Annotated in this window: 16 protein-coding genes; 11 read left to right on the plus strand and 5 right to left on the minus strand. The window is 71.4% G+C overall.

Features of this window, described 5'->3' with window-relative positions; all coding sequences use genetic code 11:
* The first annotated feature begins 97 nt into the window (after positions 1-97).
* The 3 genes from frr to VH969_RS28495 are packed head-to-tail and all read left to right on the plus strand — an operon-like array spanning position 98 to position 2,371.
* On the plus strand, positions 98-655 hold the full coding sequence (gene frr, locus VH969_RS28485) for a ribosome recycling factor (protein ID WP_331979772.1): 558 nt from the start codon (positions 98-100) through the stop codon (positions 653-655).
* Positions 656-681: 26 nt separating this feature from the next.
* Positions 682-1,605 carry a phosphatidate cytidylyltransferase gene (locus tag VH969_RS28490; RefSeq protein WP_331979774.1) on the plus strand — a complete coding sequence of 308 codons (924 nt, stop codon included), beginning with the start codon at positions 682-684 and terminating at the stop codon, positions 1,603-1,605.
* A gap of 19 nt (positions 1,606-1,624) precedes the next feature.
* Complete coding sequence (locus VH969_RS28495; protein WP_414638632.1) at positions 1,625-2,371, plus strand: class I SAM-dependent methyltransferase; 747 nt, start codon at positions 1,625-1,627, stop codon at positions 2,369-2,371.
* Positions 2,372-2,375: 4 nt separating this feature from the next.
* Here the strand turns inward: VH969_RS28495 and VH969_RS28500 are convergent, their stop codons facing one another.
* The gene (locus VH969_RS28500) at positions 2,376-2,954 is read right to left on the minus strand and encodes a PadR family transcriptional regulator (protein WP_331979776.1); all 579 of its coding nucleotides are present in this window, start codon (positions 2,952-2,954) and stop codon (positions 2,376-2,378) included.
* A gap of 316 nt (positions 2,955-3,270) precedes the next feature.
* Here VH969_RS28500 and rlmN point away from each other — a divergent pair, with 316 nt between their 5' ends.
* Positions 3,271-4,374, plus strand: coding sequence for a dual-specificity RNA methyltransferase RlmN (gene rlmN / locus VH969_RS28505; protein ID WP_331979778.1), 1,104 nt, complete (start codon positions 3,271-3,273; stop codon positions 4,372-4,374).
* A 327-nt stretch (positions 4,375-4,701) separates the two neighbouring features.
* Complete coding sequence (locus VH969_RS28510) at positions 4,702-5,064, plus strand: arsenate reductase family protein (RefSeq protein ID WP_331979803.1); 363 nt, start codon at positions 4,702-4,704, stop codon at positions 5,062-5,064.
* Between the two features lie 4 nt (positions 5,065-5,068).
* Here VH969_RS28510 and VH969_RS28515 read toward each other — a convergent pair whose 3' ends face one another.
* Together VH969_RS28515 and VH969_RS28520 are read right to left on the minus strand one after the other, a co-directional pair.
* Positions 5,069-6,304, minus strand: coding sequence for a multidrug effflux MFS transporter (locus tag VH969_RS28515; RefSeq protein WP_331979780.1), 1,236 nt, complete (start codon positions 6,302-6,304; stop codon positions 5,069-5,071).
* Between the two features lie 104 nt (positions 6,305-6,408).
* Complete coding sequence (locus tag VH969_RS28520) at positions 6,409-6,672, minus strand: DUF2631 domain-containing protein (protein ID WP_331979782.1); 264 nt, start codon at positions 6,670-6,672, stop codon at positions 6,409-6,411.
* A 102-nt stretch (positions 6,673-6,774) separates the two neighbouring features.
* On the opposite strand from VH969_RS28520, the gene dxr reads away from it, so the two are divergent.
* The 3 genes from dxr to ispG all read left to right on the plus strand — a co-directional run bounded on the left by dxr (position 6,775) and on the right by ispG (position 10,551).
* Complete coding sequence (gene dxr / locus VH969_RS28525; protein WP_331979784.1) at positions 6,775-8,052, plus strand: 1-deoxy-D-xylulose-5-phosphate reductoisomerase; 1,278 nt, start codon at positions 6,775-6,777, stop codon at positions 8,050-8,052.
* A 4-nt stretch (positions 8,053-8,056) separates the two neighbouring features.
* Complete coding sequence (locus VH969_RS28530) at positions 8,057-9,262, plus strand: M50 family metallopeptidase (RefSeq protein ID WP_331979786.1); 1,206 nt, start codon at positions 8,057-8,059, stop codon at positions 9,260-9,262.
* A gap of 137 nt (positions 9,263-9,399) precedes the next feature.
* On the plus strand, positions 9,400-10,551 hold the full coding sequence (ispG, locus tag VH969_RS28535; protein WP_331979788.1) for a flavodoxin-dependent (E)-4-hydroxy-3-methylbut-2-enyl-diphosphate synthase: 1,152 nt from the start codon (positions 9,400-9,402) through the stop codon (positions 10,549-10,551).
* On the opposite strand, the gene VH969_RS28540 is transcribed toward ispG, so the two are convergent.
* The gene (locus tag VH969_RS28540; protein ID WP_331979790.1) at positions 10,548-11,111 is read right to left on the minus strand and encodes a dihydrofolate reductase family protein; all 564 of its coding nucleotides are present in this window, start codon (positions 11,109-11,111) and stop codon (positions 10,548-10,550) included. The two genes, ispG and VH969_RS28540, sit on opposite strands and share 4 nt — an antisense overlap.
* A 57-nt stretch (positions 11,112-11,168) precedes the next feature.
* Positions 11,169-11,525, minus strand: a complete 357-nt coding sequence (locus VH969_RS28545; RefSeq protein WP_331979792.1) for a YciI family protein — start codon at positions 11,523-11,525, stop codon at positions 11,169-11,171.
* A gap of 141 nt (positions 11,526-11,666) precedes the next feature.
* Here VH969_RS28545 and VH969_RS28550 point away from each other — a divergent pair, with 141 nt between their 5' ends.
* From VH969_RS28550 to VH969_RS28560, 3 genes are all read left to right on the plus strand, one after another.
* Positions 11,667-12,521, plus strand: coding sequence for a GNAT family N-acetyltransferase (locus tag VH969_RS28550; RefSeq protein WP_331979794.1), 855 nt, complete (start codon positions 11,667-11,669; stop codon positions 12,519-12,521).
* Between the two features lie 30 nt (positions 12,522-12,551).
* On the plus strand, positions 12,552-14,357 hold the full coding sequence (locus VH969_RS28555; protein ID WP_331979797.1) for a penicillin-binding transpeptidase domain-containing protein: 1,806 nt from the start codon (positions 12,552-12,554) through the stop codon (positions 14,355-14,357).
* Between the two features lie 259 nt (positions 14,358-14,616).
* A partial coding sequence (locus tag VH969_RS28560) for a M24 family metallopeptidase (protein WP_331979799.1) occupies positions 14,617-15,087 on the plus strand: 471 nt, incomplete at its 3' end.

The following is a 15,087-nucleotide window of genomic DNA, read 5'->3' on the forward strand; positions in this document are numbered from 1 at the left end:
TCGAGGGGAACATCGCGCGCGCCGTGCGTGGTGAGAGGATCGGCACCGTCGTCAGCACTCCCTGACAGCGGCCGGGGAGACAACAACAGGAGCAGCTTTGATCGACGAGACACTCCTCGACGCCGAGGAGAAGATGGAAAAGGCCGTGTCGGTGGCCAAGGATGACCTCAACACGGTGCGCACCGGCCGCGCGAACCCGGCCATGTTCGCGCGCATCGTCGTCGACTACTACGGCGCGCCGACGCCGCTGAACCAGCTCGCCGGCATCTCCGTTCCGGAGGCGCGGATGGCGGTCGTCAAGCCGTACGACATGAGCCAGCTGTCCTCCATCGAGCGGGCGATCCGCGACTCCGACCTGGGGGTCAACCCGACCAACGACGGCCAGATCATCCGGGTGGTCATCCCGCAGCTGTCCGAGGAGCGGCGCCGCGAGATGGTCAAGATGGCCAAGCACAAGGGCGAGGAAGCCAAGATCGCCATCCGCAACGTGCGCCGCAAGGCGAACGAGGAGCTGCACCGCATCGCCAAGGACGGCGAGGCTGGCGAGGACGAGGCGGTCCGCGCCGAGAAGGAGCTCCAGCACATCACCGACAAGTACGTCGCGCAGGTCGACGAGCTGGTCAAACACAAGGAAGCCGAGCTGCTCGAAGTCTGAGCGTTCTCGATCCAGTGACCAGCGACATGACCCGTGAAGCGGCCGGCGCGGCCGAGGACCAGCCCGAACCGGTCGAACCAGCCGTACCGGCGGTACCAGCCGTGCCGGCCGTACCAGCGGCATCCGCCGCACCGGCCGCGTCGCGTGCCGGGCGCAACGTGCCGTTGTCGATCGCCGTCTCCCTGGCGCTCGGCGCCGCCGTGCTCGTCTCGCTGCTGACGGTCCGGCAGATCTTCGTCGGCGTGGTGGCCGCGGCCGTCGCGGTCGGCAGCTACGAGCTCGCGACCGCGCTCAGGCGGGCGTCCGACATCCGGGTCACGATCTGGCCGGTGCTCGTCGGCGGCCAGGCGATGGTCTGGCTGTCCTGGCCGTTCGGACGCAACGGCCTGCTCGCGGCGTTCGTGCTGACCGTTCTCGCGTGCATGGTGTGGCGCTTCGCCGGCGGCATCGACGGCTACCTGCGCGACCTCAGCGCGTCGGTGCTGACGGCCGCCTACGTGCCGCTGCTGGCTTCGTTCGCGGCGATGCTCGTGGTCGTCGAGGACGGCGTGGCACGCGTGCTGTGCTTCCTGGTCCTCGTGGTCTGCTCGGACACCGGCGGCTTCGCCGCCGGGGTGCTGTTCGGCAAGCACCCGATGGCCAAGGTCATCAGCCCGAAGAAGTCCTGGGAGGGCTTCGCCGGGTCGATGGTCGCGGGCATCGTCGCCGGGATCCTGTCGCTGACGCTGCTGCTCGACGGCCAGTGGTGGCAGGGCGCGCTGTTCGGCGCCGCGCTGGTGTGCACCGCGACGATCGGGGACCTCGTCGAGTCGCTGATCAAGCGCGACCTCAAGATCAAGGACATGGGCCACCTGCTGCCCGCGCACGGCGGCGTGATGGACCGGCTGGACTCGCTGCTGCCGGCCGCGGTGGTGTCGTGGCTGCTGCTGCGGCTGTTCGTGCCGCACTGAGCCTGGTTTGCTGGCAGACGTGGGACTGGTGACTCGGGCGCTCGCGGCGGTCCGGCGCGGGCACGACACGGTGCCGAGCCCGAACATCTGGCACTGGCCCGAGGTGTACGAGGTCGAGAACCGCGCGCAGGACGCCGACGGCGAGATCTGGCGGGTACTCGAGGACGTCGTCGACTGGTCCGGCCGCGACGTCGTGGACGTCGGCTGCGGGGACGGCTTCCACCTGTCCCGCTTCGCCGCCACGGCCCGGCACGTGACCGGCGTCGAGCCGCACCCGCCGCTCGTGCGCCGCGCCCGGGAGCGGGTGGCCGGCGTGGACAACGTCGAGGTGCTGGCCGGCTCGGCGCAGCGGCTGCCGCTCCCGGACGCGAGCGCGGACGTGGTGCACGCGCGGACCGCGTACTTCTTCGGCCCCGGCTGCGAGCCGGGGCTCGCCGAGGCGGACCGCGTGCTGCGGCCCGGTGGCTCACTGGTGATCGTCGACCTCGACGTCCGGCACCAGCCGTACGGCGAGTGGATGCGCGCGGATCTGCCCGGCTACGACGTGGCCGAGATCGACGCCTTCTTCGACCGCCAGGGCTTCGCGAGCCGGCGGGTCGAGACGGTCTGGCGGTTCGCCGACCGGGCCGACCTGGCCGCCGTGCTGCGGATCGAGTTCTCCGCGAACGTGGCGCAGCGGGCGATCGCCGAGGTGACCGGGCTGAGCCTGCCGGTCGGCTACCGGGTTCTGCACCGCGGCAAGCCGACCGGGCTGCTCACCCCCTGACGAGTCAGTCCTCGTCGTCCTCTTCGTCGTCGGCGACCGGCGGCGGCTCGACCTCGCCGAGGATCGCGTAGACCTCCCGGCGTGCCTCGTTGAGCACCTCGATCGCGCGCTGCTTCTGGTTCTCCGTGGCCGCGTGGGCGACCTGCATGGTGGCACCCATGAGCTGGCCGATGGCGTCGCGCAGGTGCACGTCGTTGGGGTCGACGTCCTGGGCGATCTGCTCCCACGGCGGCGTGGTGGCGTGCTTCTCGGCCGCCTCCCGCCCCTCGTCGGTGAGCTCGTAGCGACGCTTGCCGCCGCTGCCCTCGGTGCTCGTGATGAGGCCCTCGTCGGCGAGCAGCTGCAGTGTCGGATAGACCGAGCCGGGGCTCGGCCGCCAGAACTGGCCGCTGCGCTCGGTGATCTCCTGGATCATCTCGTAGCCGTGCATCGGCCGCTCCGCGAGCAGGGCGAGGATCGCCGCCCGCACGTCGCCGCGCCTGCTGCGCCGGCCACCCCCGTGACCCCGGCGCCTGCCGCCGCGGCGCATGTCGCGCCCACCCGGGAAACCGGGGAAGCCCGGCATGCCCGGCGCACCCGGCATGCCCGGCCACGGGCCACCGAACGGTGGGTGCGGTGGCGGAGGCGGGAAACCCCCATGTGCCGTTCGCGGGTCGAACGGCCCCTCCGGCCCGAAGGCCTCGTGCGGGTCGCCGAACGGCGGTCGCCCGCGGTGATGGTGTTCGTGATGGTGTTCTCCGTGTCTGGATGACTGTCCAAATGACGGACGCATGATCGTTTCCTCCCTGTAGTTGTATCGCGTGGTATCGCGATAGGTTTACGATATATCGGAACGTATCGCGATGCAACGTCATTCCCGAAACCGGCCGATTCATCGCCCATGGGAGAATGGCCGGGCTATGACCGCACTCCCCCTGGTGTTCGACGCGCCCAAGCGCGGCCTCCCACCTCGTCACCTGGCCGACATGTCCGCCGACGAGCGGCGCGCGGCGGTGACCGAGCTGGGCGAGAAGCCCTTCCGCGCGAACCAGCTGTCGCATCACTACTTCGCCCGGCTGACCGCGGACCCCGCGTTGATGACCGACATCCCCGCCGCCAGCCGCGACCGGCTCGCCGGCGGGCTGCTGCCGCCGCTGCTGTCCGTGGTCCGCCACGTGAGCTGCGACGACGGCACGACGCGCAAGACGCTGTGGCGCGCGCACGACGGGACGCTGCTGGAGAGCGTGCTCATGCGCTACCCGGACCGGACGACGCTGTGCGTGTCGAGCCAGGCCGGGTGCGGGATGGCGTGCCCGTTCTGCGCGACCGGGCAGGGCGGGCTGCAGCGGAACCTGTCGACCGCCGAGATCGTGGACCAGGTCCGTGCCGCGGCGGCCGCCATGCGCGACGGCGAGCTCGGTTCCCCGGGCCGGCTGTCGAACATCGTGTTCATGGGCATGGGCGAGCCGCTGGCGAACTACCGGCGGGTGGTCGACGCCGTGCACCGCATCTGCGACCCCGCGCCGGGCGGGCTGGGCATCTCGCAGCGCTCGGTCACCGTGTCGACGGTCGGCCTGGCCCCGGCCATCCGCAAGCTCGCCGACGAGCGGATGCAGGTCCGCCTCGCGGTGTCGCTGCACACGCCGGACGACGAGCTGCGCGACACGCTGGTACCGGTCAACACGCGCTGGTCGGTCGACGAGGTGCTGGCGGCCGCGCGCTACTACGCCGACACCACGGGCCGCCGCGTATCGATCGAGTACGCGCTGATCCGGGACGTGAACGACCAGCCGTGGCGGGCGGACCTGCTGGCCAGGCGGCTGCGGGAGCACCTGGCACAGCTGGTACACGTGAACGTGATCCCGCTGAACCCGACGCCGGGCTCGAAGTGGGACGCGTCCCCGAAGCCGGTGGAGCGCGAGTTCGTGCGGCGGGTCAACGCCGGGGGAGTGGCGTGCACGGTCCGCGACACGCGCGGCCAGGAGATCGCCGCCGCGTGCGGTCAGCTGGCCGCCGAGGGCTAGCGACGTACGAGCCGCGCGGTGAGGTCGGCCGGGTGCACGGCCGACCGGCGGCCGTCCACGATGCACGGCGTGCCGAAGCGCCGCCGCGCCGATCGGACGCGCCAGTGCGGGCGCGAGCTACGGGCCGAGGAGCCCCTGGTACTCGCGCACGATGCGTGACATGAGGCCCAGCTGGAGCACGATCAGCGGGAGTACCGCCAGGAACGCGGGCTCGGCATGCTGGGGACCACCAGCGGCGCGTCGGCCGGTACGGCGGGGACGAACGAGGGGCCGCGGGGTTCGGGGCTGGTTCCCGCCGGCGTCGCGGTCGTGATTCGATCTGACGCCATGGAGATCTGGGTCAACCCGAAGTGCAGCAAGTGCCGGTCCGCCGTGTCGATGCTCGACGAAGCCGGCGCGGAGTACACCGTGCGGCGCTACCTGGACGACCCGCCGACCGCCGGCGAGCTGACCGCGGTGCTCGACCGGCTCGGGCTGGAGCCGTGGGACATCGCCCGCACCGGCGAGGCGGTCGCCAAGGAGCTGGGCCTCGGCTCGTGGGAGCGGACCCCGGCGTCCCGCACCCGCTGGATCGCGGCGCTGGCCGAGAACCCGATCCTGATCCAACGCCCGATCATCACCGCCGACGACGGCACCACGGTCGTCGGCCGCACCGAGGACGCCGTCCGCTCGGTCCTGCCCGCCGACTGAACCCTTAGGCGGGCTCGGGCCGCCGGAGCGTGGCGCCCAACGCGAGGAACGCGACCGCCGCGCCGCCGGTCATCACGAGCGCCATGGCCGGGCCGTCGTTGCCCAGCACGCCGACCAGTGGCGCGATCAGCGCACCCAGCGCGAACTGCGTCGCCCCCAGCAGGGCCGCCGCCGTGCCGGCCGCCTCGCCGTGGCGGGTCAGGGCCAGCGCGGGCGCGTTCGGCAGCACGAAGCCGATCGTCCCCAGCAGGAAGAACAGCGGCACCACGAACCCGAGCAGCCCGGTGCCCGACAGCGACAGCACGGTCAGCACCACGCCGGACACGACGGACCCGGCCAGCGACCACAGCACGATCCGCTCCGGCGAGTACCGGTTCAGCAGCACCACGTTGAACTGCGACGCCCCGATGATCGCGATCGCGCCGATGCCGAACACCAGCCCGAACTGCTGCTGGCTCAGCCCGTACCCGTCCTGCAGCACGAACGACGAGCCCGACACGTACGAGAACAGCGCCGACATGCCCAGCGCGGCCACCAGCGTCAGCACCACGAACTGCCGGTCGGTCACCAGCGAGCGGTAGGTCCGCAGTATCGGACCGAACGCGCCCGTCCGGCGGCGGGACGCAGGCAGCGTCTCCTTCAGCAGGAACACCGCCACCAGCATCAACGCCACGCCGAACACGGCGAGCACCGCGAACACCCAGCGCCACGAGCCCCGCAGCAGCACGGCCGCGCCGAGCGTCGGGGCCAGGATCGGGGCCGCGCCCATCACGAGCATCAGCCGGGACAGCGCGGTCGCGGCCGCCCGGCCGGTGAAGAGGTCCCGCACGACGGCCAGCGCCACGACCATCGCCGCCGCCGCGCCGACGCCCTGCACCACGCGCAGCAGGCCCAGCACCGCCACGTTCGGCGCGACCAGGCACAGCAACGACGCCACGACGTGCAACGCCGTACCCAGCACCAGCGGCAGCCTGCGGCCCACGGCATCCGAGAACGGGCCGATCGCGAGCTGGCCGAGGCCGAGGCCGAGCAGCGTGCCCGTCAGCGTGAGCTGGATCGTGGCGGACGACGTCATCAGGTCGTCCGCGATCGCCGGCAGTGCCGGCAGGTACATGTCGATCGTGAGCGGACCCAGCGCGATCAGCGCGCCGAGCACCAGGATGAGCCGGACACGCGCGAGGCCGGCCGGCGACTCGGGCGCGAACGACGCACGGGGTGGGGAAAGCGTGGCGCGATCCATTACGGCCTTTCACCGACGGGGACTGGACTGACAGCGTCGTCACCCGTGATCAGCAAACCCACCGGTTCGTTTGTTCCGGTGGGTTGCGTGAAGGCCGAAATCCGCTAGCGCCGCCAGGAGGTGCGCTGCCGCACCCGGCTCCCGACCAGCAGCACGACGAGGCCGGCGCCGATGCCGATGAGCCACAGCCGCTCGGTCATGGCGATGTGGTTGCCGATGAACGCCATCAGGAACATCGCGATCGCGGTGATCCAGCCGCCGATCTCGCGGCCGCGGGGGAACCGGCCGTGCCAGCCCCACTCGGCGGACGGCTCCTCATGCGGGTCGACCGCGTTCTTCGGTCGCTTCTCCAGCTGTGAGCCAGCCACGTTCCCTCCCGGCACGGTTGAACCTTGCGCACATGTTCCCACACGGCCCGGGCACCGCCCGTCCGGATGCCGGTCCGCGTGTATCGGGAAGAATGGGCCGCAATGACGACCGCACCGACCACCGCACCGACTGCCGCGACGACCACACCGGCCAGACGTACCGTCCTCGTGCTCGGCTCCACCGGCTCGGTGGGTGTCCAGGCGCTGGAGGTGATCGCGGCCAACCCCGACCGGTTCGAGGTGGTCGGCGTCGCGGCCGGCGGCGCCGACCCGGCCACCCTGGCCGCGCAGGCCGTCCTCACCGGCGCCCGCGCGGTGGCCGTGTCCAGGTCCACCGCGGCCGAGGACGTCCAGCTCGCCCTGTACGCCGAGGCCAAGCGCCGCGGCTACGAGCACGGCGGGTTCCCGATGCCCCGGATTCTCGCCGGGCCGGAGGCGGTCGCCGAGCTGATCGACTCGACACCGGCCGACATCGTGCTCAACGCGATCACCGGCTCCCGCGGCCTCGAGCCGACGCTGCGGGCCCTCGCCACGGGCTCGACGCTGGCGCTCGCGAACAAGGAGTCGCTGATCGCGGGTGGCCCACTCGTGCTCCGCGCGGCCAAGCCGGGCCAGCTCGTGCCGGTCGACTCCGAGCACTCGGCGATCGCGCAGTGCCTGCGCGGCGGTGCCAAGGGCGAGGTCGAGCGGCTGGTGCTGACCGCGTCCGGCGGCCCGTTCCGGGGCCGCCGCCGTGCGGACCTCACCGACGTCACGGTCGCGGCCGCCATGGCCCACCCGACCTGGGACATGGGGCCGGTCATCACGATCAACTCCGCCACCCTGGTCAACAAGGGGCTGGAGCTGATCGAGGCGCACCTGCTGTTCGACGTCCCCTACGAACGCATCGACGTGGTCGTGCACCCGCAGTCGATGATCCACTCGATGGTGACGTTCGCGGACGGCTCCACGCTGGCACAGGCCAGCCCGCCGGACATGCGGCTGCCGATCTCGCTGGCCCTGGGCTGGCCCGACCGCGTGCCCGCGGCGGCCCGGCCGGTGACGTTCGACACGGCCTCGGCCTGGACGTTCGAGCCGCTCGACCACGAGACGTTCCCGGCCGTGCGGCTCGCGCGGCAGGCCGGCGAGGCCGGCGGCTGCCTGCCGGCGGTCTACAACGCGGCGAACGAGGAGGCCGTCACGGCATTCGCCGGAGGACACACGGCCTTCACCGGCATTGTGGACACTGTGCACCGAGTACTCGACGACGCGGACGACTGGCACGGCGAGCCGTCCGGCGTCGAGGAGGTGCTCGCCGCGGAGAGCTGGGCACGGTCCCAGGCCAGGCAGCGGCTAGGGGCGACGGCTGAGCTCGGCACCACCGGGCCGGGAGAGGACTGACGACGTGCTCGCGTGGATCCTTGGGATCATCCTGTTCGCGCTGGGGATATGCATCTCCGTCGCGTTGCACGAGGCCGGTCACATGGGCGCGGCCAAGATGTTCGGGATGCGGGTCCGCCGGTACTTCATCGGCTTCGGCCCCACGATCTGGTCCTTCCGCCGCGGCGACACCGAGTACGGCCTGAAGGCGATCCCGGCCGGTGGCTTCTGCGACATCGCCGGCATGACCGCGCTGGACGAGGTCACGCCGGACGAGGCGCCGCGCGCGATGTGGCGCTACGCGACGTGGAAGCGCTTCGTCGTGATGGTCGCGGGCTCGGTCACCCACTTCATCATCGGGTTCATCATCCTGTACCTGATGGCCATCACGATGGGCCTGCCGAACCTGAAGTTCGACGTCAACGCCGTGAAGCCCGAGGTCGGCACCGTCAACGACTGCGTGGTGGACAAGACCGACCAGTCGCAGACCGGCTGCTCGCCGGGCGCGGCGGCCCCGGCCAAGGACGCGGGCCTGCGCCCCGGCGACCTCGTGCAGTCCGTCGCCGGGACGCCGACGCCGACCTGGAAGGACATGGTCGAGAAGGTCGAGAAGCTGTCCGGCCCGGCCGAGTTCGTCGTGAAGCGGGGGAGCGAGACGCTCACGATGACCGTCGACGTCGCGCAGGTGTCGACCGACAACGGCAAGGTCGGCGCGATCGGGGTGTCCGTGGCGCTGCCGCCCGCCGTGAACCACTACAGCGTGGTCGGCGGCTTCGGTGGCGCGACGAGCTTCACCGGCGACATGTTCGTCGGCGTGTGGAACGGGCTGCTGGCGTTCCCGCAGAAGATCCCGAAGGTCATCGAGGCGATCGGCGGCGCACCGCGCGACCAGGACACGCCGGTCAGCGTGGTCGGCGCCAGCATCATCGGCGGCGACGCGGTCGAGCGCGGGCTGTGGGAGATGTTCCTGCTGCTGCTCGCCACGCTGAACTTCTTCGTCGGCGTGTTCAACCTGCTACCCCTGCTGCCGCTGGACGGCGGGCACATCGCGGTCCTGTTCTACGAGAAGGTCCGCGACTGGCTGCGCAGGCTGCGCGGCCAGCCGGCCGGCGGCCCGGTCGACTACTCCAAGTTGTCCGCGGTCACGATGGTGTTCGTGTTGCTCGGCGGAGCGGTGGTGTTGTTGACCGTCACAGCGGACATCGTCAACCCGATCCGGATACCTCAGTAGGCTGAGGACATGACACAGGCTGCGTGTCTGCCGACCGCACCGCAGGGGAACACGACGCAAGCCGGCCACAGTTGCGTGGCCGAACAGCAGTTCGGCAACGCGACCAACACATCTGGTTTCGGGGAGGCGGAACAGCCATGACCGATGGCACCATGCTGGGCATGCCCGCGCTCCCACCGCCGGTGCTGGCGGAGCGCCGCAAGACCAGGCAGCTGATGGTCGGCAAGGTCGGCGTCGGCAGCGAGCACCCGATCTCGGTGCAGTCGATGACCACCACGAACACCGCCGATGTGAACGCGACGCTGCAGCAGATCGCCGAGCTGACCGCGGCCGGCTGCGACATCGTGCGGGTGGCCTGCCCGTCCCAGGACGACGCGGAGGCGTTGCCGGCGATCGCGGCGAAGTCGCAGATCCCGGTCATCGCGGACATCCACTTCCAGCCGCGCTACGTGTTCGCCGCGATCGAGGCGGGCTGCGCGGCCGTGCGGGTCAACCCCGGCAACATCAAGAAGTTCGACGACAAGGTCAAGGAGATCGCACAGGCCGCGCGCGACCACGCCACCCCGATCCGCATCGGCGTCAACGCGGGCTCGCTGGACCCCCGGCTGCTGAAGAAGTACGGCAAGGCCACACCCGAGGCGCTCGCGGAGTCGGCGCTGTGGGAGGCATCCCTGTTCGCCGAGCACGACTTCCACGACATCAAGATCTCGGTCAAGCACAACGACCCGGTGGTCATGGTCCGGGCGTACGAGCTGCTGGCCGAGCAGTGCGACTACCCGCTGCACCTCGGCGTCACCGAGGCCGGTCCGGCGTTCCAGGGCACGATCAAGTCGGCGGTCGCGTTCGGCGCGCTGCTGCGGCAGGGCATCGGCGACACGATCCGGGTGTCGCTGTCCGCGCCGCCGGTCGAGGAGGTCAAGGTCGGCGCGCAGATCCTGCAGTCGCTGAACCTGCGGCCGCGCAAGCTGGAGATCGTGTCGTGCCCGTCGTGCGGCCGGGCGCAGGTGGACGTGTACAAGCTGGCCGACGAGGTCACCGCCGGGCTCGAGGGCATGGAGGTGCCGCTGCGCGTCGCCGTGATGGGCTGCGTGGTGAACGGCCCGGGCGAGGCCCGCGAGGCCGACCTCGGCGTGGCGTCGGGCAACGGCAAGGGCCAGATCTTCGTCAAGGGCAAGGTCATCAAGACCGTCCCCGAGCACCAGATCGTGGAGACCCTCATCGAGGAGGCCATGCGCATCGCCGAGGAGTCCGGCGAGACCGCGGGCGAGCCCGTCGTGACCGTCTCCTAACGCCTCGTCTCGTACCGGGTCAGGATCACGCCGCCGGGGAAGGCCTGGGTCGCGACCAGGTTCAGGTTCACCCAGCTGTCCAGCCCCGCGAAGAACGGCGTGCCGCCGCCCACCAGGACCGGGTACGTGACCACCTGGTACTCGTCGATCAGACCGGCGCGCATGGCCGACCCGGCGAGAGTCGCGCCGCCGATGTCCATCGGGCCCCCGTCCTCGGCCTTGAGCCGGGTGATCTCGGCGACCGCGTCGCCGGTGACCAGGCGGGTGTTCCAGTCGACCTTGTCGATCGTCGAGGAGAACACCACCTTCGGCGTGTCCCGCCACAGCCGCGCGAACTCGATCTCCGCCGGCGTGGCGTTCGGCTGCTGGTCGCCGGTCGGCCAGTGGGAGCTCATCGTCTCCCAGAGCTTGCGCCCGTACAGCGTCAGGCTGCTCGCACGCACCTGATCGGTCCACCACCGGAATATCTCGTCGCTCGGCTCGCTCCAGCCGATGTCGTCGCCGGGCGCGGCGATGTAGCCGTCCAGGGTCACGTTCATGCCGTAGGTCAGTTTCCGCATGCTGCCAGCCTCCCGTGAGTCGGTGTCACCCGTACAGACCGGCGCGGTGCGGCCAACTCATCGGTGGGCGATCTGCGCCCGAAGGTAGTCCTCGTGCTCGGGGCTCAGGGCCGGGAACCCCGCCGGCTCGGGTGCGCGGCGGACCTCCACCTCGCACGGGCAGCGGCGGGCCCATTCGGCCGCCTCACGCCGCGACGACACGTCGAGCAGCCAGTAGCCGGCCACCGGGCCCTCGCCCTCCTCGAAGGTGGCCCGCCCGTCCGCGTAGCGGACCCGGGCGCCCCGCGCGCTCGACGCCGGCCCGTCCGCGGCGACCAGCACCCCGGCCCGCACGAGCTCCTCGTTGTACCGCCACACCGCGGCCGCGGTGGGCGGGACCGGCTCCACCGACGTCGCCAGGACCAGGAAACGCATGGCGGGCTCCTTCCGCTCGGCTTCACGGACACGTCGTGTCCGGACACCGCGGATCGACACCATCGGGCGAATTTCTTCACCGGTTCGCCGGCCGCGGGTCACCGCTGTCCCGAAGGCCGCTCATCTGGCACGCTTGACCTTGTGTTGCGGCTTGCTGGAGCGCGGCTGCTCGACGAGCGGGATCGACTGGCCGTGCGCGCGATGCTCACGGCGGACCCGGTCGCGTCCTGCATGGTCGCCTCGCGGATCGAGACCCTCGGTATGGATCCGTGGCGGCTGGGCGGTGAGCTGTGGGGCTGCGAGCCCCGCGGGTTCCGTACCGGCCGGCTCGACTCCCTCTGCTTCGCCGGGTCGAACCTGATCCCGTTGCAGGGCAACCGGTCCGCGCTGCGCGCGTTCGCCGACCGGGCGCTGCGCCGGCGGCGCATGTGCTCGTCGGTCGTCGGGCCGGCCGAGCAGGTCCTCGGCCTGTGGTCCGAACTGGAGCTGGACTGGGGGCCGGCCCGCGAGGTCCGCGACAACCAGCCGCTCATGTCGACCTCACGCGAGTCCAGCACCCCGCCCGACCCGCTGGTCCGCCCCGTGCGCCCGGACGAGCTCGACCGCTACCTCCCGGCAGCGGTCGCGATGTTCATCGAGGAGGTCGGCGTCGACCCGCGCGCCGGTGACGGTGGGGCCAGCTACCGCGCCCGCGTCGCCGAGCTGATCGCAGCCGGCCGTGCGTTCGCCCGGTTCGAGGGCGGCGAGGTCGTGTTCAAGGCGGAGATCGGCGCGCTGTCGAACGCCGTCGGCCAGATCCAGGGCGTGTGGGTGCACCCCGACCGCCGCGGCCACGGCCTGGGCTCGGCGGGCACCGCGGCCGTCGTCGACCGGTTGGTCCGCGGGCTCGGGCGCACCGCGAGCCTGTACGTCAACGCCTACAACCAGGTGGCGCAGTCGGCGTACCGGCGGATCGGGTTCACACGGGTCGGGCAGTACGCGACCGTGCTGTTCTGAGCGTCGGTGCCGTCGGAGATACTCGCCGGCGTGCGTGTTCCTCTCCGCCGTGCGGCCGGTGTCCTCGCCGCGGCTCTGCTCGTGCTGCCCGTCGCCGGGTGCGGGCTCTTCGGCGAGTCCGGGCCGACGCCCGAGGACGTGGCGTCGGACTACCTCGGCGCGTTCGCGCGGGGCGACGCCGGCGCGGCGGCCGGCCTGACGGACTCGCCCGAGTCGGCGAAGGCGCTGCTGTCCCGCGTGCGCGGCGAGCTGGAGCCGGAGAAGGTGGCCGCGCAGCTGGGCAAGGTCGAGACGAGCGAGACGTCGGCCAAGGCGTCGTTCGACGTGACGTGGGACTTCGGGCACGACCGGCGGTGGGACTACGAGGGCCGCATGGACCTGCGCGAGGTCGACGACACGTGGAAGATCCACTGGGCGCCGACGGTCGTGCACCCGGAGCTCGCCGAGCAGCAGTCGCTCGCGTTCCAGAACGAGCAGCCGGAGTTCGCGCCGGTCCTCGACCGCGACGGCGTCCCGCTCATGTCGCCGGACCGGGTCGTCGCGGTGCTGTTCGAACCGAAGAAGGCGGGCGACACGGCCGCCGTCGCCGGCTCGCTCGCGGACAACCTGCGCGGCTTCGACCCGACGATCACCCAGAAGTCCATTCTGGACGGTGCGGAGAAGGTTCCGGCCGGCCAGCCGTACCAGGTCGTGACGTTGCGGTCGAACGACTACGAGCTGATCAAGCCGCGGATCTACGACCTGCCCGGCGTGCGGTTCACGGCCTCGCCCCGGCTGCTGCCGGCGGACAAGAAGCTGGCGCCGACCCTGCTGCCGGGCATCCGCAAGGTGGTCGAGGACGAGCTGATCGGCCAGGCTGGCTGGCGGATCATCACGACGGACGTCTCGGGCGCCGAGGCGTCCGAGCTGTACGCGAAGGCGGCCGAACCGGCGGAGGCCGCGCACGTCACGCTGAGCACGAAGGTGCAGAACGCGGCGCAGACGGCGCTGGCGGCGGAGAAGACGCCGTCGATGCTGGTGGCGATGCAGGCGTCGACGGGCGAGTTGCTCGCGGTCGCGCAGAACGCGCCCGCGGACAAGCAGGGCGCGCTGGCGCTGACCGGCCGCTACCCGCCGGGCTCCACGTTCAAGATCGTTACCGCGATCGCCGGCCTGGAGTCGGGCAAGACCCAGCCGAACGCGAGGGTCGGCTGCCCCGGCACGATAACGATCGACGGCCGTGTGGTGCCGAACGCCGGCAAGTTCGACAAGGGCGTGATCCCGTTGCACAGTGCGTTCGCGTTCTCTTGCAACACGACGTTCGCCCAGCTGGCGACGAAACTCGAGCCCGCGGCGCTGACCGACACCGCGCGGCGCCTGGGCCTGGGCGCGGACTTCGTCATGCGCGGTGCGACGACCGTCACCGGCTCGGTGCCGCCGGCGTCCGATGTGGTGGAGCGCGCGGAGGACGGGTTCGGCCAGGGCAGGGTGGTGGCGAGCCCGTTCGGCATGGCCCTGGTGGCCTCTACGGTCGCGTCGGGCAAGCTGGCGACCCCGACCCTGCTGCAGGGTTCGGACACGACGACCGACACCGAGGACCCGAAGCCGGTCGACGCGTCGATCCTGACCGCGATGCGCGCGATGATGCAGGAGGTCACGGCAAGGACGCCGGCGTTGGCCGGCTACCGGAACGTCCGGGGCAAGACCGGCACGGCCCAGTTCGGCGACGGCACCCACGCGCATGGCTGGTACGTGGCCTTCCGGGGCGACATGGCGTTCGCGCTCCTGATCACGGACGCCGGCGCCTCGACGAAGGCGGTGGTGGCGGCGACGAGATTCCTGAGAGCCCTGGGCTGAGCGAGCGCACCGAACGCGACAAGCAGCCTGTGCCGGCCAAGCGGCCCTCGCGTGCCACGCAGCTGCGAATTCCCAGCTCACACTCCACAGGCCAAGATCAACGGCGGCCTCCGGCCCCCCGAAATCCAGGCTACAGAGACCCACCGACGCGGCCGGCGCGAAAGCCTGAGACCTGGGACGACCGCACGGCAAGCACGCGGCAGCCACGCGACGGCCATTCCCGATCGCCCGCCCAGGAACGCATCGTAGGGTGGGGGTCATGCCCGTACGTGCTTCGCTCAAGCCCGGTGTCCAGTCGCCGCGCCGGCCTGTTCCCTCCTCGATCGTGCGTCCCGAGTACGTGGACAAGGACGCCCCCAAGCGCAACACCGAGCCGTGGGTGCAGACCGACGAGACCATCGAGGCCATGCGGGTCGCCGGGCGGATCGCCGCGCAGGCGCTCCAGGTGGGCGGCGAGGCCGTCAAGCCCGGTGCCACGACCGACGAGATCGACGCCGTGATCCACGAGTTCCTCCTCGACCACGGCGCCTACCCCTCGACGCTCGGCTACCGGGGATTTCCGAAGTCGTTGTGCACCAGCGTCAACGAGGTCATCTGCCACGGCATCCCCGACAGCCGCGTGCTCGAGGACGGCGACATCGTCAACATCGACATCACGGCGTACGTCGACGGGGTCCACGGCGACACCGACGCGACGTACCTGTGCGGGGACGTCGACGAGGAGTCGCGG

The organism is Actinophytocola sp., assembly GCF_036555685.1.
Taxonomy (GTDB): Bacteria; Actinomycetota; Actinomycetes; order Mycobacteriales; family Pseudonocardiaceae; genus Actinophytocola.

What these genes read in the sequence shown, in the direction of transcription:
- rlmN (WP_331979778.1), top strand. Translation starts at nt 3,271, where the DNA reads ATGACCGCACTCCCCCTGGTGTTCGACGCGCCCAAGCGCGGCCTCCCA.
- dxr (WP_331979784.1), top strand. Translation starts at nt 6,775, where the DNA reads ATGACGACCGCACCGACCACCGCACCGACTGCCGCGACGACCACACCG.
- VH969_RS28540 (WP_331979790.1), bottom strand. Translation starts at nt 11,111, where the DNA reads ATGCGGAAACTGACCTACGGCATGAACGTGACCCTGGACGGCTACATC.
- VH969_RS28500 (WP_331979776.1), bottom strand. Translation starts at nt 2,954, where the DNA reads ATGCCGGGTGCGCCGGGCATGCCGGGCTTCCCCGGTTTCCCGGGTGGG.
- VH969_RS28490 (WP_331979774.1), top strand. Translation starts at nt 682, where the DNA reads ATGACCCGTGAAGCGGCCGGCGCGGCCGAGGACCAGCCCGAACCGGTC.
- VH969_RS28515 (WP_331979780.1), bottom strand. Translation starts at nt 6,304, where the DNA reads ATGGATCGCGCCACGCTTTCCCCACCCCGTGCGTCGTTCGCGCCCGAG.
- VH969_RS28545 (WP_331979792.1), bottom strand. Translation starts at nt 11,525, where the DNA reads ATGCGTTTCCTGGTCCTGGCGACGTCGGTGGAGCCGGTCCCGCCCACC.
- ispG (WP_331979788.1), top strand. Translation starts at nt 9,400, where the DNA reads ATGACCGATGGCACCATGCTGGGCATGCCCGCGCTCCCACCGCCGGTG.
- VH969_RS28510 (WP_331979803.1), top strand. Translation starts at nt 4,702, where the DNA reads ATGGAGATCTGGGTCAACCCGAAGTGCAGCAAGTGCCGGTCCGCCGTG.